Below are 19645 nucleotides of genomic sequence, written 5' to 3'. Positions count from 1 at the left end.
TCTATTAATTGGTGACTTAAAAAGAGGACATAAAAATGATTAAACATAGCACACAATTAAACTTAATTGCCTTTTTCCTGATCATCAGTTTTTCTGTGAAGGCTGTGGATGATCTTGATCAAATTAAAATCATCAACCACAACTGGTCTGAGTTATCCCAAGATGAGTACATTGATAATTTGGTGGCTTGTGAACTTAAGTTACAAGAACACAAATGGTCGAAAAATATTTGGCCGAAGGAAAATAAAGCGCCTAAACCGGCTTTTTCTGAAATGGTTGACGTCGGTGAGGTTCGAGAAAAAGTGTTGAATCGTTTGTATAAGCAAACCATCTTATCCGAACAATTTCACATCGACATCAATCATGAGATGTTGCAGTATGACATCAACCGCATGGCCCGTAATAGCAAAGACCCACAAAGTCTTAAGGCTGTATTTAGCTTATTGGATAATCAGCCGGCCACAATAGCTGAATGTGTTTCACGCCCTTATTTGATTAACAATAAATTACACAACAGCTTTAATCAGCACAATGAAATTCATGCTGAAACTAAAACACTGGCTGAGTATGAATTGGAAATATATTTTAAAACCGGTGAAACTGATTTAAGCCATGCGCAAGAATCCATGGTGACATTTAAACTAAAGGCAGACAAAGAAGACTTTGAATTTAATACGCGGACACAAGAACTGAACACGGAAACCATCATTGAGTTTGATGAGCAAGCCTTTAAACAAAAACAAAACGAACTCACACACCAATCGCTACAGGAATATCCATATAGTTTTACCTATACAGAAATTATTAAAGAATCTGAAAACAGTGTATCTGTCAAAAACTTAACCTGGCAAAAACAAAGCATCAATCAATGGCTGGTCAATCAAGAAAAAAAATACATACATAAACCTATAGACCAAAAACAAATTAAACTTCCAAAGATCTCTTCATCCTACGCTGATATTGACTGGCAGACAAAGGCATCAACAGGCGGCCAATGGATACAAGAATTTAATATGGATGGCAGGTATTTTCACACGGCTGTATGGACAGGCACTGAGATGATTGTATGGGGTGGCTATAATGGCAGTTACTTACATAGCGGTGGCAAGTATAATCCGGTCAGTGATGTGTGGTCAGCAACCAGCACCAGTGGTGCTCCCAGTGGTAGGAGTAATCACACGGCAGTATGGACAGGCACTGAGATGATTGTTTGGGGTGGCTATGGTGCAAGTTTCTTAAATAGCGGTGGCAAGTATAATCCCGGTAGTGATGTTTGGATGTCAACCAGTACCAGTGGTACTCCCGATGCCAGGCGTTACCACACAGCAGTATGGACAGGCACTGAGATGATTGTTTGGGGTGGCAATCGTGTAGGTGTAGGTAGCTTAAATACCGGTGGTAAGTATAATCCGGTCAGTGATATCTGGTCGTCAACCAGCACCAGTGGTGCACCCAGTGGCAGACATTCTCACACGGCCGTATGGACGGGCACTGAGATGATTGTTTGGGGCGGCTATAATGGAAGTGTATTTAACAGCGGTGGCAAGTATAATCCGGTCAGTAATGTCTGGTCAGTAACCAGCACCAGTGGTGCACCCAGTGGTAGGAGTAAACACACGGCCGTATGGACAGGCACTGAGATGATTGTTTGGGGTGGCTATGGTGCAAGTTACTTAAATAGTGGTGGCAAGTATGACCCTGCCAATGATATTTGGTACGCAATCAGCCCCAGTGGTGCACCCAGTGGTAGGTATGAACACACGGCCGTATGGACAGGCACTGAGATGATTGTTTGGGGTGGCACTGATGGAAGTTACTTTAATAGCGGCGGCAAGTATAATCCGGGCAGTGATGTCTGGTCAGTAACCAGTACCAGTGGTGCACCCGGTGGTAGGCGTGAACACGTGGCTGTATGGACGGGCACGGAGATGATTGTTTGGGGTGGCTCTGGTGATGGAGGTTTCTCAAATAGCGGTGGCAAGTATAATCCTGATAGTGATGTCTGGTCGGCAACCAGCAACAGTGGTGCCCCCATCGGTAGATATCATCACACGGCCGTTTGGACGGGCAGCGAGATGATTATCTGGGGTGGTAACAACTTGAATAGCGGTGGTAAATATAATCCGGTTAGTGATACTTGGGTGGCAACCAGCACCAGTGGTGCACCCAGTGGTAGGCATCTTCACACGGCTGTATGGACAGGCAGCGAAATGATCATCTGGGGTGGTTATAATTACTTAAACACCGGAGGTAAGTATAATCCGGTTAGTGACAGTTGGGTGGCGACCAGCACCAGTGGTGCTCCCAGTGGTAGACGTCTTCACACGGCCGTGTGGACAGGCAGTGAAATGATTATCTGGGGTGGTTTTGGTCATTTGAATACCGGCGGTAAGTATGATCCGGTTAGTGACAATTGGGTGGCGACCACCACTAGTGGCGCCCCCAATGGCAGGGCTTTTCACACAGCCGTGTGGACAGGTAATGAGATGATTATTTGGGGTGGCTCTGGTGATGGAGGTTTCTCAAATAGCGGTGGCAAGTATAATCCGAACGATGATGTTTGGGTGGCAACCAATACCAGTGGTGCACCCAGTGGCAGGTCTGGTCACACAGCCGTATGGACCGGCACGGAGATGATTGTCTGGGGTGGCTATGATGGCAGTTACTCAAATAGCGGTGGCAAGTATAATCCGGCCAGTGATGTGTGGTCGGCCACCAGCACCAGTAGTGCACCCGGTGGCAGGTATTATCACACGGCCATATGGACAGGCACTGAAATGATTGTTTGGGGTGGCTATGGTGCAGATTACTTAAATAGCGGTGGTAAGTATAATCCGGACAGTAATGTCTGGTCAGCAACCAGCACTAGCAATACACCCAGTGGTAGGCGTCATCACACGGCCATATGGACAGGCACGGAGATGATTGTTTGGGGTGGAGAAGGTGGAACTGTACTTGGCATTTATTTACCGTTTAATACGCACACTGTTTCAGTCGATGTTTCCGGTCTTGCATCGGGTAACTCGGTTGAGCTGATGAATAATGGCGGTGATAACCTGATGGTAAGCATGGACGGTGTTGCGACCTTTGCCACTGCATTAAATGAGGGTGATGCTTATCATGTCACGGTTAATACTGAACCAACAGATCCCAACCAAACCTGTGTAGTAACTAATCCAATAGGGAATATTAATGGCGCTGATGTGGTCCTGGATGTAACTTGTACAACCAATCAATACGATGTCAATGTCATCGTTTCAGGTTTGGCAGCCACCAATTCTATCAGTTTTGTCAATGGCGGTGATACAGCCATATTTTCCACAAACACCACGCAAACTATTTCAACTTTGGATGATGGCTCGGCGTTTAATGTGAGCATCAGTTCAGCCCAGCCTGATACCCCTGACCAAGTCTGTAGCTTCACCAGCAATAATTCAGGTAACTTAGCTGGTGGGGATTATGAAGTCACGGTCCAATGTGTCACCACCCAATATAATGTGGCTGTCTCAGTTTCAGGCCTGGCAGCCGGTAATTCGGTGAGCTTCGCTAATGGGGGTGATACCCTGACCTTAAATGATAACATCAGTCAGGTGATTTCAACCCTGGATGACGGCTCAGCCTTTGATGTAAACATCACAGCCCAGCCCACTGCACCCAATCAGGTCTGTGGCTTTGATAATGCCGATAGTGGAGTCCTGAATGGCACACACTATACAGTGAATGTAACCTGTGTGACCAGTCAATACAGTGTTGGTGGCTCAGTATCCGGTCTGGCCTCAGGTAACGATGTGGTTCTGCAAAACAACGCCGGGGATGATTTAACCGTTTCAGTCGATGGCTCTTTTGTCTTTAATTCATTGCTTGATGATGAAACAGTCTATGCAGTCACAGTCCTGACCAACCCAACATCACCCAACCAAAGCTGTGTGGTGACAGGTGGTGATAATAATGATGGGACAGGCACCTTATCAGGTTCAAACGAAACCGGTATTGTCGTCACCTGCACCACCAATCAGTATTCGGTAGGTGGTAGTGTCTCAGGTTTGGCCTCAGGTAACGATGTGATTCTGCAAAACAACGCCGGGGATGATTTAACCGTTTCAGTCGATGGCTCTTTTGTCTTTAATTCATTGCTTGATGATGAAACAGTCTATGCGGTCACAGTCCTGACCAACCCAACCGCACCCAATCAAACCTGCGTGATTACTGGTGGAACAAATGGTGATGGGACAGGCACGCTTGCCGGTGCAAACGAAACCGGTATCATCGTCATTTGTGAAACCAACCAATACTCAGTAGGTGGCACCGTCTCAGGTCTGGCCTCAGGTAACGATGTGGTCCTGCAAAATAACAGCACTGATGATCTCACGTTCTCAGCCGATGGTTCCTTTGTGTTTGACACACAATTAGACGATGAATCAAACTATGCAGTGACTGTCCTGACCAATCCAACCACACCGAACCAAACTTGTTCTGTTTCAGGCGGCACCAATGGTGACGGTACAGGTGTCTTGGCTGGTAACGATGATACCAGCATTGTGGTAACTTGTGAGACCAACCAATATTCAGTGGGTGGAAATGTCTCAGGTCTGGCCTCAGGCAATGATGTGGTTCTTCAAAACAATGCCGGTGATGATTTATCGGTCTTAGCCGATGGCTCATTTACTTTTGCGACCTTGTTAGATGACGAATCAAATTATGCCGTCTCTGTTGCTACACAACCAAGCTCTCCCAATCAGCAATGTACTGTGACACAAGGTACAGGTACTCTGGCCGGTGCAAATATCACTGACATCCAGGTCAACTGTGTCACCGATGTCCACAGCATCGGCGGTACTGTGACGGGTCTGGCCAATAATAATTTTGTGACTTTATCGATGAATGCAGGTGATGAGTACTTAGTGGTTAACAGTAACAGTGCATTTACATTCCTCAATCCGTTGGCCGATGGCTCAGCCTATGATGTCAGCGTGTTGTCGAACCCAACGACACCAAACCAAAGCTGCACCGTTATCAACGGAAGTGGCACCTTGCAAGGCGCTGACATCACGGATATCGAAGTTAATTGCACGATTAATCAGTACGTAATTGGCGGTTACGTTAATGGTTTAATCCCAGATAACTTTATGGTTCTGCAAAATAACTTAACAGATGATTTAATCATCAGAAACCAGGGCGCCTTTGCTTTCCCAACCCCCCTTGACGATCAGCAAAGCTACGATGTCACCATCCAAACCCAGCCCAATGACCCGATTCAAAGCTGTGAGCTGATTAATGAAAGTGGCAGCTTAACCGGCAGTGATGTTGAAAATGTCTTTGTAGCCTGCGAATTCGGTGATGATCTGATTTACAGGCACGGCTTTGATACACCGGAGGCGATTAGTCGGGCGGTTTGGAAGCCGGAAGATTGATGATAACTATGAATGAGAATTTATTTAAAAGAGGAAATTATGAAAAAATATAAATTAATGATAATCTGTATGCTATTTGCCGTTAATGCATGGTCGACAGTACCACAGGCAGAACGCGATGCTTTGGTGGCGCTATACAATTCAACCAATGGAGTCAATTGGACAGATAACACCAATTGGTTGGTTGGCGATCCATGTGATAATAACTGGATTGGAGTTTCTTGTGAGAATAATTCGGTCACGAAATTACTTTTACAGCAAAAGAATTTGGTAGGGTATATACCTAATGAAATTGGTGATTTAACTAATTTAACATGGTTAAATTTAACTGTTAATAGCCTAAATGGAAACATACCAACAGAATTAGGAAACCTTGTTAATTTGGATAGACTAGAGTTGTGGTCAAATACTTTAACAGGAACTATACCTGTATCAATTGGTAATTTAACTGAGTTGACAAATTTGGCCTTAGAGTCAAATCAACTATCCGGTGTAATTCCAACAGAGTTAGGTGATTTGACAAACTTAACTTATTTGCGTTTAGACAACAATCTATTAACAGGAAGTATACCATCCAGTTTGGGGAATTTAAACTCATTAGAGAATTTGTCTTTATATGAGAATCAATTGATAGGAGTTATTCCTGCAAGCCTAGGTAACCTGACTCAATTAAAATATTTATTTTTAAATCAGAACCAGCTGACTGGAAATATACCTCCAGCATTAGGCGGACTTTCTAATTTAAAGACTTTGTATCTTTGGGGTAACCAGTTAACGGGAACCATTCCCAATAGTCTTGGTAATTTAAGTTTAATAGAAAGTTTATCTTTATCAAGAAACCAGTTATCAGGCTCTATCCCTGAGGAAATCGGCAATTTAAGCCAATTAAGATTACTAATCTTAAATGAGAACCAACTGACTGGAAATATACCTCCAGAATTAGGCGGGCTTTCTAATTTAACGAGTTTGTCCCTTTGGGGTAACCAGTTAACGGGAACCATTCCCAGTAGTCTTGGTAACTTAAGTTTAATAGAAAGTTTATCTTTATCAAGAAACCAGCTGTCAGGCTCTATCCCCGAGGAAATCGGCAATTTAAGCCAATTAGAATATCTATACTTAAATGAGAACCAACTTAGTGGGAGTATACCAATATCTTTTGGAAATTTAAGTCAACTAATCCAACTGGACTTAGTAGCAAATCAGCTTTCAGGGACTATACCGGCACAATTAGGCAATTTAAGTCAGTTACAATATTTACTTTTATCTGTAAATCAGTTAAGCGGAACAATCCCGAAAGAAATTGGCAATTTAAGTCAGTTACAATATTTATTTTTATCACTAAATCAGTTTAGTGGAACAATTCCGGAAGAAATTGGCAGTTTAAGCCAACTTACACGTCTCTATTTATCTGCAAATCAACTTACCGGCAGCATCCCTCCCACTATAGGAAACTTAAGCCAATTAACCGATATGTCTTTATCAAGAAATCAGTTGACTGGTGAAATACCGGTTGAGTTGGGTAATTTAAACTTATTAAGCGGTTTGTATTTATACTCAAACAATCTATCCGGTGAAGTTCCTCTTACATTTTCGAACTTAACTAATTTGGCAATATCTGATTTAAGGTTTAATGCGCTTTATAGCAATAATCAAACGCTTAATGACTTTATTAATGCTCGACCATGTAATTCTGATATTGCGTTTTGTACAGAGGACTGGCAATACACCCAAACTCAATCACCAGCTAACATTCAAGTCATAGCCTCGAGCGATGACAGCATCAGTTTACAATGGAATGAAGCAGTGTATCAGGCACATGGGCAGTATCAAATCATGATGGCTGAGAACCCGGCAGGACCTTTTACACAAGTTTATGAAACCAATAGCAAAAATGAAATCGTATACACACAAGGAGGGCTCAATCCAAATCAAACATACCACTTCAAATTAACCACAGATACAGACCCACATGTATACAACGCGAACTTGGTGACCAGTAATGATTCAGCAACTATTTCAGAAGTGACAGACGGTTCAGCCACAACGACCAATCTTGAATTGATACTGAGTAATGTTCAGCAAACGCCGGCACAAATGATTGCTTTAGAGTCTAATGTGTTGCAAGCAAACAATCTCGTCGATATAAGTTACAACTTGCAGATCAGCAACCACAGTTCTGAGTCATTAACTGGTGTTTATTTTATTCATTTGTTACCGGATGATTTGATCAACGCAACATGGATCTGTGGCAATGCAACCAATGGAGCGAATTGTTTAATGGCTAATGGTAGTGGTGACATCAATCATTTACTGGATTTTCCCGCCAACTCAAGCATGACATACACCATCATGGGTCAGTCTGATGTAATCGATGCTGGTGGATTAATCATTGTGGCCAATGTGGTTGCACCTGATGGTTACAGTGACATCAATATAGAAAGTAATCGCGTCAATGCTAATTTGGATGTTATCTTTGCAAACAGTTTTGAGGAATAATATGCGATGACGGTGTTAAGCCGGTCTACCACACCGAATTAAAGCTATATAATCTGCAGTGGTGGCGATGGCAATGATTCAGGTACTTTAGTGAGCTGTGATATTATCGATATCGGCTATATAACCAACCAATATTTTATCGGCGGTTATCTGATTAATTTGATACCTGATATTACATTGATATTTTAAAGTAATGGTGGTGTGACGCCTTTGATTTTGCTACGCCCTTGGCTGATGAAAGCGACTATGAAGACACTTTTCAAAGCTTTGAGCTAATCAATGAAAGTGGCAGCCTAACCGGCAGCGATATTGAAAATGTCTTTGTGGTCTGTGAATTTGGTGATGATCTGATTTACCGTCACGGCTTTGATACACCGGAGGCGATTAGTCGGGCGTTATGGGCGCCGGAGGAATAAATGATTATTCCTGGTCCAGATTAAATTCGAGGCGGAAGACGTGGTTGTTGTTGAGGTGGTGGTAGGTGAGGCTGGCGTGGTTGTCGTGGCTGAGTTGGCGGCAGATGTGGAGGCCGAGGCCGGTGCCGCGGTTGTGGGTGGTGAAGAAGGGTTCGAAGAGGTTTTTCTGGGTTCTTGACTTAAGTGGTTCGCCGGGGTTTTTAAAGTCGATGCGGTTGTTGTGGACACTGATGGTGAGGGTTTTTTCCTGGCCGTGTTTGAGCGCGTTGCTGCCGAGGTTCCAGCAGATTTGATGCAGGTGTTTGGGGTCAAAATGAATGGTTTTGTCGTGCGGACAAACGATATGGATTTTTTGGGCTTCGCCGAGGCCCTGGGCAATCAATTCTTTTTTCAGGTTTTTTAAGACCTCGAATAAATTTAACTGTTCGGGTTTAGCGGTGGTGCGCCGTGACATGGCCAGGATATCTTCGATGATGTGGTTGGCACGTTCAGTTTGATTGGTGATGATGTTGGCAATTTGGCGGTCTTCATCTTGCAGGTGTTCTGATTGCGCCAGTAATTCAGAAGCGGTGCTGATGGCGGCCAGCGGATTGCGGATTTCATGGGCAATGGAACTGGAGAGTTTACCGAGAGAAGCCAGATTCAGCTGCTGCGCGGCTTTTTTGAGGAAACTGGAATCTTCGATAAACAACACCCCAAAGTTCTTAACGGTGTTGAGCTTGGCTTTGCGAATATATAAATCCAGGCCTTGTTCACTGTGGTAAATTTGGCTTTCCTGTTTCTTTTCCATGTGTTCAATAATGGCATCAGGAATAAAGAACAATTCATCACTGTTGAGCAGGTTTTTGGCTGCCTGGTTGGCATGAAGCACCACATAATCGTGTTGGTAAACAATCACGCCCTGGGACATTTTTTCGATAATGACCTGGTTCATGTTTTCCAGGCCACTGATGGTTTTGCGTTGACTTTTGTACAGACGAACGGTGCTGGTGTATGAAACGGATTGACGAATGCCGAGCAGTGCAATTAAAAAATAGGCCAAAGCATGCAGTAATAAACTGGATTGACTGACAGTGGCCTGAGCAGAAAAGTCAATCACTTCAGGCATTAACCACAATAAAGCCGCGGCACTGAATGGCGCCATCAATATATTGACGGGTTTGCGGTAAAGCATGGCGGCGGAACCAATCGGCAACACCGGTAAAATGGCCAAACCCTGGGCAAAGCCGTTGCTGCCGTAAGCCATATAAATTAAAAACAGCAAATCCAGAAACAGCATGGTTTTACTGATCACAATCACGGCTTTTTGAGTCAGGATAAAGGTTGACAACATAACCCAGATGCTTAAACCCAAATAGATATTGACAGTCCATAAAACGCCGGGATGAAAATAATCGACCTGATAGAAATTATCCACCCAGTGATTATTAACCAGCATATAAAAGAACAGGCCGGCAAATAAGCGGAACAAATTTAAATAGCGCAGATTGCGTTGTTCAAGCTGCGCTATTTTTTCCTGGTCTTTTAATTGGGTCATGGTGAGTTAACAAAATCAGTTGACCTGGTCGTAGCTGAGCACACTGCTTTTGATTTGTTTGCGCCAGTATTCCTGGCCGTTGACACCCAGTACTTTAATTTCAAGTCGCCGATCTTTGCGCGGGCCTGAAAAGGCGATTTTGCAGTAGTTGCGCTCACCCACCAGGGTATTTTTTACCAGTCTGGGGTTTTGGCTGATTTGATCCAGTGCACCGATGTGGGTGCCGGCGGTTAACGGTGAACAGGTTAATTCATACAGAGGGTAAGCATTTTCACGTTCAGCTTTAAGTAATTCAGTGTGGTGTTTGTCACCACTGAGCATCATCACGCCGGTGATTTTTTGATCATCCAGCCATTGTAAAAACGGCTCGCGTTCGTGGCGGTACTTATCCCAGCCATCGTATTTGTGAAAGTTATTCAGCATCTGACCGCCACCGACGATAAATTTAAACGGCGCCCGGCTGGTGAGTAATTGGTTTTGTAACCAGTTGAGCTGTTTTTGTCCGTAATAATGTTTATCCGGTCCGTCAATTTTATTTTCGTGGTCACGGTAATAGCGATTATCGAGCAAAAAGAAATCCACATCGTTAAAACTGACCTTGGTATAAACGCCCGGATGATCCGGCATGCCGTAACTTGGGTTGGCCCAGAAATGCTTGAAAATATTTAAAGCCTGTTCCTTAAAGACAAAGCTCTTGGTAGAGTTGTCGGGGCCGTAGTCATGGTCATCCCAGGTGGCGTAATTGGGGAATTTTTGGAAAATAGGCTGCAGGTGCGGGTAGCTTTTGTGTCGTAAAACCCGGTAAAGCAGGCTTTGTTCGGCATCATAATCCACTTCGCGGTAATACCAGTTATCACCCAGCCATAGCATCATATCCGCATCTTCTGTGGCGATTTTATTAAAAATTTCATGCTGGCCGCCGTAAGGGTCGCCGGCGCGATCATAGTCGGCCTCATTTTCAAAATTACAGGAGCCGGTGATAATCTCGAAATCCGGCGGATCGGTGCGCCATTGCCACAGGGTTTGGGTGGTTAGAGAATAAGTTTTGGCGTTATTCAGTGGTTCGCCGTTAAACAGCAACTGATATTGGTAAGTCGTGCCAGGTTCAAGGTTGTTAAGCTTAAAGGTGTGGCTTTGACCATATCCATTGTTAATCTCGGCAGTGATTGTATGTTGCGTGTCTTTATTATTCTGTGTCCAGTATTTAATGGTAAGCTTTCCAGGTTCAGGTGCCTGGACCCAAATATTGGCTGCCCGTAAAGCGACATGTCCCAGCATCGGACCAGCCGGTGCGCTGTCAGCTGACACAGGAGTGATAAAAAATAACAATGGTAAAAAGTATCTAAACATTATTTATCCTCTTTAATTTAACGGAATTTTCACAAAACTCTTTTACCCTACCGCCGCATGTGAGAAAATACCGCGAGATTTTCTATATAAGCGACGAAATTTTTGCGTGAATTACCGATTAATATCTGTTATGTTTATTTCGGGATTGACGCATTAATGAGTCATTATGTTAATTTAAACAGGGTTTTGCAATGAGAAATTTTAAATTGAATAAATGGGTGCTGGCAGCATTGATAATGCTGATGGTTCCCTTTGGTGCGAGCATGGCGCAAGAAACAGCGGCCGCCATCAACGGCATCATCGTTGATTCTGACGGTAATCCGTTGGCAGGTGCCGAGGTGACTGTCAGACATGAGCCGACCGGTCAGGTGAAATCAGTCGCCACTTCTGACAGCGGCCGCTATTCGTTTCGCGGTTTACGGGTCGGTGGTCCGTATCAAATAGAAGTCAGTAAATCGGGCTACTCCACCGCCGAAGAAGGTAACATTTTTATTAAATTGGGTGAAGACCGAGCCATCAATGCAGTTTTAGTGGAAGATGCCATTGCCTTAGACAGTGTTAAAGCCGTCGGCGTGGCTGCGCAATCGGCCACCTTTAACCCGGATAATATGGGTACCGGTACCACAATCACTGGAGAGCAAATCACAAACTTGCCGACGGTTGATCGTAATATTCAGGATTTTGTGCGTTTAGATTCTCGTATAAATATTCGTGGTTTTGAAGACGGTATTTCCGTTTCCGGTGTGAATAATCGTTTTAACCAAATTTCTATTGACGGGGTGTCTATTTCCGATCCGTTTGGTTTGGAAGCTGGTGGTTCACCTGGTTTGTCACAACCATTCTCTTTAGACACAATTGCAGAACTTAATGTTCAGTTGTCTCCTTACGATGTGACTTTGTCAAACTTTACTGGTGCCAACATCAATGCGGTGACAAAATCAGGTACTAATGAGTTTACTGGTCGAGTGGCCGGATATTACTCGAATGAAGATTTGCAACGTAATGATGACGATTATTCCAAAGAAATATATTCTGTGTCTGTCGGTGGTCCCATTGTTAAAGATAAGTTATTCTTTTTTCTGGCATATGAAAATGAAGAAACCACGGAATTAGGGAATACCACTTTTATTGAAGATTCTGTGCTTCAGGAAATTGCAGATATTTCTCAAAATGTATGGGGGTTTGATGCAGGTTTAACCAATGCGCCTCGCAATCAGGTGATTGAAGAAGAGTCTGTGGTTTTGAAATTGGATTGGAACATTAATGATTATCATCGCGCTTCTTTTAAGTACCAAAATAATGAAGATTCAGAGCCAATTTATGCCGACTATGGTGGACGTGAGGCGTCTCTTAGTTCTCACTGGTATGATAATAACTTTGAAAACAAGTCTTATAACTTAAACCTGTACAGCGACTGGACAGCAAATTTCTCTACAGAAATTCGGTTTTCTAATTCTGAGTTTGACAAACAGCCTAATAATTACGCGCGTCTTCCGCAAGTTGAAATTGAAGTAGGCGATGATGAATCTGTTTATTTAGGAACCGAATTATTTCGTCATGCCAATGTGTTGAATGTTAACACCGATGTGTTCTACGCTGAAGGTAATTACTTTATGGGAAATCATAATCTAACGTTTGGTGTGGATTGGCGCGAGCAAGATATTTACAACCAATTTGTATTCGCTTCATTAGGTGAATATGTGTTTAACTCCATTGAAGATTACCGCAATGGTATCCATGATTTTTATCAATATAGAGTTGGTTCAGATCCAAATAATCCATTGCCAGCAGCAGAATGGACATGGTCAAATACAGGCTTATTTATTCAGGATAACTGGGCAGTCACTGATCGTTTGACTTTGCAATATGGTTTGCGTTGGGATAAACCCGATGTGGATCAGCCTCCACGTCTCAACGAAGATTTTTCGGCGGCCTTTGGCTTTCCTAATAATGGTGTGATTGATGAAGGTATTTTACAGCCTCGAATTGGTTTTAACTATGATATGTCCGACGAGCGTTATATGCAATTGCGCGGTGGTGTTGGTTTATTCTCAGGTGGAACACCTAATGTGTGGTTGACCAACTCTTATACTAATACCGGTGGTGATATTAATGTTTATCGCAACTTTGGACCGGATGTTATTTTCACGCCGGATCCTGATAATCAGCCAATTTTCAGTGGTCGTGCCACCCAGGATGTGGATGTCTTAGATCCTAATTTCAAAGCGCCGACCAAGTTAAAATCTAATATTGCCGTGGATGTTGAGTTACCGTGGTATGGTTTGATTGCTTCGGCCGAACTGGAATACATTAAAGACCGTGATGCGGTGCATTTCCAACATTTGAATTTGGGTGACCCAACCGGTACCTTGCCTGATGGTCGATTGTCATACTTACGTGACCCCTATGATTTTTCTAATACACGAAGTGATGCACGTGCCAATGCCAATCCTGATTTCAATGATGTCTTGTATTTAACCAATACAGACAAAGGTGAAACCAAGCGTGCCACCATTAGTTTGGAATTGCCACAAACGGAACACTGGTATGCCAAAGCGGCGTATACTTACACCGATGCCACTGAAGTCAGTGCCGGAACCTCATCGCGGGCGATTTCAAACTGGAATAACACCCCGGCCTTTAATCCAAATGAAGTGTTAGAAGCGACATCGGCTTATGAGATTGAAAATTCATTCCGTTTCTTCTTAAGCTACCGCCGTATGTTTTTCGGTGACACCTACACCAACATCGGTTTGGTATGGGAGTCTCGTGATGGCGAACCATTTTCCTATACATACGGTAATAGAGATTTAGATGGCGATGGCCGAGACGATGTTTATGGGGACATAAATGGAGATGGAATTAGAGATAATGATTTGTTCTACGTTCCTTTGCCAGGTGAATATATATTAGCAGATTCATCAGAGTCAGGATTTGAAGAGTTCTTGCAATCCTCTGGTTTAGCAGCTTATCGTGGTGGAATAGCGCCACGCAATGGTTTTAAAACACCACGTGTAAATTTATGGGATTTAAATGTCTCACAAGAACTGCCTGCCTGGGGCCCGGTTCGTGCTACCTTGTTCTTTAATATTAAAAACTTAGGTAACTTGCTAAATTCTGACTGGGGTAAAGTTTACAATGCCAGTTTTGATGGGGAAAGTATTGCCAGTATTGTGGGAATTGAAGATGGAGTCTATGAGTTAAGTTTTGCTGGTGCACCTCGATTCTTTACTGCACGAAGCCAATCACAATGGCGCGCCCAATTGGGTTTCCGTTTAGACTGGTAAACGGCATTTAATAGTGTCATTAAAAGGGTGGTCTTTGGCCACCCTTTTTTTAAGCCTACTTTAAAATCAGGATATTTGAAATTACGGTTGCAAATGGGATTTTTTATAGTAGAATAAGCCATCTTGATGATGCGGGGTGGAGCAGTCTGGCAGCTCGTCGGGCTCATAACCCGAAGGTCGTAGGTTCGAATCCTACCCCCGCAACCAATCGAATTTACGATAAATCAGGCTCCAGGTGGAGCCTTTTTTGTTGTTAAAATCATGCAACTGCTGATTTATCAGCATCAATCAACATCTCAGCAGCTGCAATGTGGCGCTGGTGATGACCGCCATAAAAGTCAATTTTGACAAAATCACCCATTGATTGAAGGCCATGAGGTCTCAAAAATAAGTGTGCCAGAAAATGTGGCCGTGACTTTTAACAAACGCTATGAAACAGAAACAATTAACAACAATTATTCAACCGGTGGTTGAAGACCTTGGGTTTGACTTATGGGGCATTGAATATCTGCCGCAAAAGTCAGGTGCACTGGTGCGCATTTATATCGACCATCCGCAAGGTATTTCTGTGGATCAATGTGCCGATTGTAGTCGTGAAATATCTGCAATCCTTGATGTTGAAGATCCTATAAAGAGTGCGTATGTGTTAGAGGTGTCATCGCCCGGCTTAGATCGGGTATTGTTTGATGCGAATCAGTTTAATGATTATTTAGGTCATCAGGCTAAAGTCAAATTAGCCCAACCAATCAATGGTTCCCGTAAAATAACTGGCACCATCAAATCAGTGAGTGAAGATGACATCACCCTGGAAAATGAGCTGGGTGAATACAGCTTTAATATAAATAATGTGATGAAAGCACGCTTACAACCGCAGTATGACGGAGTTGAAAATGAGTAAAGAAATTTTATATGTTGTCGACAGTGTGTCCAATGAAAAGGATGTGGATCGAAGTGTTATATTTGGTGCCCTGGAAGCGGCCCTGGCGATGGCAACCCGAAAGGATCATGACGAAGACATTGATGTGCGGGTGGCAATCAACCGTGATACCGGCGAATACGACAGTTTTCGGGTATGGACAGTGGTTGAAGCGGATGAATTAGAAGAGCCGGCACGTGAGATTACCCTGGAAGAAGCGCACAAAACTGATCCCAATTTACAGATTGGCGACACCATTGAAGAAGAATTAGAATCCGTTTCCTTTGGTCGTATTTCAGCCCAAACAGCCAAGCAGGTGATTATTCAAAAAGTCAGAGAAGCTGAACGTGCTAAAGTGGTTGACATGTATGAAGACCGGATTGGAGAGGTGTTGTCCGGTATTGTTAAACGGGTTGAGCGTGGTCATGTTTTTATTGACGTTGGTGCCGGTGTGGAAGCAATCGTACCGCGCGAACATGCCATTCCGCGAGAAAATATTAAAAACGGCGACCGTTTGAAAGGCTTGTTGATTGAAGTCAACACCTTAAATCGAGGTCCGATTTTGACGTTATCACGCCGCGATCCCAAGTTTATGATTGAACTGTTTAAAATTGAAGTGCCTGAAATTTCGCAAGGATTTTTAGAAATTAAAGGGGCCGCAAGGGATCCGGGCCAACGGGCTAAAATTGCGGTTTTTTCACACGACAAGAAACTCGATCCCATTGGCGCTTGTGTCGGTATGCGTGGTTCACGGGTTATGTCCGTGGCGAATGAACTCGGTGGTGAACGCATTGATATTGTTTTATGGGATGAAAATCCGGCCCAGTTTATTATCAATGCGATGGCACCGGCTGAAATTGAATCCATTGTGGTCGATGAAGAAAAAAACACCATTGATGTGGCGGTGGATGAAAGTCAGCTGTCACAGGCCATTGGCCGGGGCGGTCAAAATGTACGCTTGGCCAGTGAATTAACCGGATGGGAGATTAATGTGTTGACCACCGGTGAAGCCGAAGAAAAGAATGAGGCCGAAGCCATGGCTTACGTCAAAGAATTCGAAGAAAAACTGGATGTGGACGAAGATCTGGCCGTGCTGCTGGTGCAAGAAGGTTTTACATCCATTGAAGAAATTGCCTATGTGGATCGAAGCGAATTGCTGGCGATTGATGGATTTGATGAAGATTTGGTGGATGAATTGCGGGGCCGGTCGCGTGATGCTTTGTTGACCCAATTGATTGCCAAAGAAGAACAACTGGAAGACAACAAACCCAGCCAGGATTTATTGGATCTGGCTTTAGTGGATGATAAGTTGGCTTATCGATTGGCAGATAAAGGCATCAGGACGCGCGATGATCTCGCGGATCTGGCCACCGATGAGTTGATGGCGCTTATTGATATGGATGAATCGGCCGCCTCAGAATTAATTATGCAAGCCAGAGAACACTGGTTCGAATAAATAGAGTGTTTTGTGCATGAACAAATCAACTGTTTGATTATTTGAATAACACAAACCCTCACACATTTTTGGAGACACATGTATGTCAGATGTAACTGTAAAACAACTTGCTGAAGTCTTGGGGATTTCTGTCGAAAAGCTGATGGAGCAGCTCAAGTCGGCTGATATTCCGGCAAAGTCTGAAACCGACACCATAGACAACGATTCCAAAGTTAAACTTTTGGAATTTTTGCGGGGTGCCCATGGCAAAGAGAAAAAAAGTCTGTCTCCACGAAAAAAAGTGGTGTTAAAGCGTAAATCCAAAGAAGTGCTGACCGTTTCCAGCGGCTCAGGCATTTCCAAGACTAAAAACGTCAACATTGAAGTTAAAAAGAAAAAACGCTCTGTCGCACCCAGCCAGTCTGAAATGGCTGAAATCGAACAGGAGCGCGAAGCTGCACGGCGGGCATTGGAGGAGCGTCGTCAACAATTAGAAGCAGAAGAAAAAGCCAAAGAACAAGCCGCCCGGGAAAAAATTGAAGAAGAACGGCGTCGGACTGAAGCCGCAGAACAAGCGGCGCAGGCAGCCAAAGAACAGGCTGAAGCTGAAGCGCAAGCAGAAGCTGAAACAACGGATGATGAGACAGGTTATGAAGATGTTGAAGCCGACGTTTCAGAAGACGCTGAATCAGATGACAGCGCTGAAGAAGACACCGAAGAGAGCGAGCATTCTGATAAAGACAGTGCAGAAAGCTTAAGCGAGGAAGAGCTCGAAGAACAACGTCGTGAGCAAATGGTGCGAATGCAGGTGGAAAAGGCGGTACAGGAACGTGCCAACCGTAAGCGCCGTGAATCAGAGAAGCCTTCTCGTGGCCGCAAAGGCAGAAAACATGCCGAAGATGATGATGGTGATACCCGTTACGGTCGTAAACAACTGCATGTCAAAGGCGGCAAAAGCCGCGGCGGTAAGAAAGTAACCACGGCGGCCAGTGAATCTCACGGCTTCCAGAAACCGGCAGCACCGGTGGTTAAAACCGTGGCCATTCCCGAGCACATCACGGTCGCTGATCTGGCCAAGGAATTATCTATTAAGGCCAGCGATGTCATTAAAGTATTGATGAATATGGGCATGATGGTGACCATCAACCAACCGCTGGATCAAGATACAGCCATCCTGGTGGTGGAAGAGTTGGGTCATAAAGCTGAAGAAGCGGTCATTCAAAGTAAGGCCGAAAAACTCAAAGAAGAAACAGAAAAAGAAATCGACTCTTCAGAAGCCGAAACCAGACCACCGGTGGTCACGGTCATGGGCCATGTGGATCATGGTAAAACCTCTTTACTGGATTATATCCGTAAAACCAAAGTGACCGGTGATGAAGCCGGTGGGATTACCCAGCACATCGGTGCTTACCATGTAAAAACACCCAAAGGGGTTATCTCATTTATTGACACACCCGGCCACGCCGCGTTTACTGCGATGCGTGCCCGTGGTGCTCAGGTGACCGATTTGGTTATTTTGGTGGTGGCAGCCAATGACAGTGTGATGCCACAAACTAAAGAAGCCATTGATCACGCCAAAGCGGCAGGGGTACCCATTATTGTGGCCATCAATAAAATTGATTTGCCCGAAGCCAATGTGGACAAAGTCAAACAAGATTTAGCCGCCCATGAAGTGGTTCCTGAAGACTGGGGTGGAGATACTCAATTTATCGAAGTTTCCGCCCACACCGGTCAAGGTATTGAAGATTTGCTGGAAGCAATTTCATTACAGGCCGAGGTCATGGAACTGACTGCGGTTAAAAACACGGCTGCCACCGGCATTGTGGTTGAATCATCACTGGATAAAGGCCGTGGCCCGGTTGCTACGGTGTTGGTAAAAAGTGGTACTTTGAAAAAAGGCGACATGATTTTATGTGGTGAAGAATATGGCCGTATTCGTAGTTTAATTGATGAAAATGGTCAGAACATTAAATCTGCCGGCCCGTCGATACCGGCTGTGGTACTGGGTCTATCAGGCGTGCCCACCGCCGGGGATGAATTTCTGGTGGTGAAAAACAAAAAAGAAGCCCGTGAAGCAGCTCAGGAAAACCGTGAGCAAGAACGTGAAACGCGCTTAAAACGACAACAGGCAGCTAAGCTGGAAAATCTGATGTCTCAAATGGGACAGGAAGAGCGCATCACCGTGAATATTGTTGTTAAAGCGGATGTTCAAGGCTCGGTTGAAGCCCTTAAAGATTCGTTGGAAAAAATTTCCAACGAAGAAGTGGAAGTCAAAGTCATCTCGTCCGGTGTGGGTGGTATCAATAATGCGGATGCCCAATTGGCTGCGGCATCCAATGCGATTATTATCGGATTTAACGTGCGGGCCGATAAGGTGGCGCGTGAAACCATTAAAGAAAGTGATTTGGATCTGCATTACTTCAGTATTATTTATGAAGCCATTGATCAGGTGAAAGCCGCCGTGACCGGTGTACTGGGCACTGAAACCAAAGAAGAAATCATTGGAATCGCAGAAGTGCGTGATGTCTTCAGATCATCAAAATTCGGCACCATTGCAGGTTGTCTGGTGTCTGAAGGTGTGGTGAAAAGAGACAACCCCATCCGCGTTCTGCGAGACAATGTGGTGGTTTTTGAAGGTGAATTAGAATCCTTACGTCGTCACAAGGATGATGTTAAAGAAGTTCAGTCAGGGACTGAATGCGGTATCGGCGTGAAGCAATATAAAGACGTCCAGGTGGGCGATCAAATTGAGTGCTTTGAACGAATTGAAGTACAAAAAACGTTGGATTAAAAGACT

General features: G+C 44.2%; 9 protein-coding genes and 1 tRNA gene. 8 read left to right on the top strand and 2 right to left on the bottom strand.

The annotated features are described in order from the left end of the window. Positions 1-35: 35 nt before the first annotated feature. The 3 genes from IEV16_RS06655 (at position 36) to IEV16_RS06645 (ending at position 8323) form a co-directional block, all read left to right on the top strand. On the top strand, positions 36-5411 hold the full coding sequence (locus tag IEV16_RS06655) for a Kelch repeat-containing protein (protein ID WP_188364894.1): 5376 nt from the start codon (positions 36-38) through the stop codon (positions 5409-5411). 39 nt (positions 5412-5450) lie between these two features. After that, complete coding sequence (locus tag IEV16_RS06650) at positions 5451-7907, top strand: leucine-rich repeat domain-containing protein (protein WP_188364893.1); 2457 nt, start codon at positions 5451-5453, stop codon at positions 7905-7907. A gap of 227 nt (positions 7908-8134) precedes the next feature. After that, positions 8135-8323 carry a hypothetical protein gene (locus tag IEV16_RS06645; RefSeq protein ID WP_188364892.1) on the top strand — a complete coding sequence of 63 codons (189 nt, stop codon included), beginning with the start codon at positions 8135-8137 and terminating at the stop codon, positions 8321-8323. A gap of 4 nt (positions 8324-8327) precedes the next feature. Here IEV16_RS06645 and IEV16_RS06640 read toward each other — a convergent pair whose 3' ends face one another. Together IEV16_RS06640 and IEV16_RS06635 are read right to left on the bottom strand one after the other, a co-directional pair. Beyond that, positions 8328-9860 carry a histidine kinase dimerization/phospho-acceptor domain-containing protein gene (locus tag IEV16_RS06640; protein WP_188364891.1) on the bottom strand — a complete coding sequence of 511 codons (1533 nt, stop codon included), beginning with the start codon at positions 9858-9860 and terminating at the stop codon, positions 8328-8330. Between the two features lie 15 nt (positions 9861-9875). Beyond that, on the bottom strand, positions 9876-11210 hold the full coding sequence (locus IEV16_RS06635) for an alkaline phosphatase D family protein (protein ID WP_188364890.1): 1335 nt from the start codon (positions 11208-11210) through the stop codon (positions 9876-9878). A 191-nt stretch (positions 11211-11401) separates the two neighbouring features. On the opposite strand from IEV16_RS06635, the gene IEV16_RS06630 reads away from it, so the two are divergent. The 5 genes from IEV16_RS06630 (at position 11402) to infB (ending at position 19639) form a co-directional block, all read left to right on the top strand. After that, a complete protein-coding gene (locus tag IEV16_RS06630) occupies positions 11402-14497 on the top strand; it encodes a TonB-dependent receptor (protein ID WP_188364889.1) in 3096 nt (1031 codons plus the stop codon). A 130-nt stretch (positions 14498-14627) separates the two neighbouring features. Beyond that, positions 14628-14704 (top strand) — tRNA-Met (locus IEV16_RS06625). A gap of 223 nt (positions 14705-14927) precedes the next feature. Next, positions 14928-15395: a ribosome maturation factor RimP gene (gene rimP / locus IEV16_RS06620; protein ID WP_188364888.1), complete on the top strand. Its 468-nt coding sequence runs from the start codon at positions 14928-14930 to the stop codon at positions 15393-15395. After that, on the top strand, positions 15388-16869 hold the full coding sequence (gene nusA / locus IEV16_RS06615; RefSeq protein WP_188364887.1) for a transcription termination factor NusA: 1482 nt from the start codon (positions 15388-15390) through the stop codon (positions 16867-16869). The genes rimP and nusA overlap by 8 nt, the downstream gene beginning before the upstream one ends. 82 nt (positions 16870-16951) lie before the next feature. Further along, complete coding sequence (gene infB, locus IEV16_RS06610; protein WP_188364886.1) at positions 16952-19639, top strand: translation initiation factor IF-2; 2688 nt, start codon at positions 16952-16954, stop codon at positions 19637-19639. Positions 19640-19645: the final 6 nt, after the last annotated feature.

This window comes from Marinicella pacifica (assembly GCF_014636635.1).
Classification (GTDB): Bacteria; Pseudomonadota; Gammaproteobacteria; order Xanthomonadales; family Marinicellaceae; genus Marinicella; species Marinicella pacifica.
Note: the sequence above shows the minus strand (reverse complement) of the source record. Positions and strands in the feature narration are given on the sequence as shown.

Excerpts from the sequence above, each read along its gene's own strand:
- nusA (WP_188364887.1), top strand. The coding sequence starts at position 15,388 with ATGAGTAAAGAAATTTTATATGTTGTCGACAGTGTGTCCAATGAAAAG.
- infB (WP_188364886.1), top strand. The coding sequence starts at position 16,952 with ATGTCAGATGTAACTGTAAAACAACTTGCTGAAGTCTTGGGGATTTCT.
- IEV16_RS06635 (WP_188364890.1), bottom strand. The coding sequence starts at position 11,210 with ATGTTTAGATACTTTTTACCATTGTTATTTTTTATCACTCCTGTGTCA.
- IEV16_RS06640 (WP_188364891.1), bottom strand. The coding sequence starts at position 9,860 with ATGACCCAATTAAAAGACCAGGAAAAAATAGCGCAGCTTGAACAACGC.
- IEV16_RS06655 (WP_188364894.1), top strand. The coding sequence starts at position 36 with ATGATTAAACATAGCACACAATTAAACTTAATTGCCTTTTTCCTGATC.
- IEV16_RS06630 (WP_188364889.1), top strand. The coding sequence starts at position 11,402 with ATGAGAAATTTTAAATTGAATAAATGGGTGCTGGCAGCATTGATAATG.
- rimP (WP_188364888.1), top strand. The coding sequence starts at position 14,928 with ATGAAACAGAAACAATTAACAACAATTATTCAACCGGTGGTTGAAGAC.
- IEV16_RS06650 (WP_188364893.1), top strand. The coding sequence starts at position 5,451 with ATGAAAAAATATAAATTAATGATAATCTGTATGCTATTTGCCGTTAAT.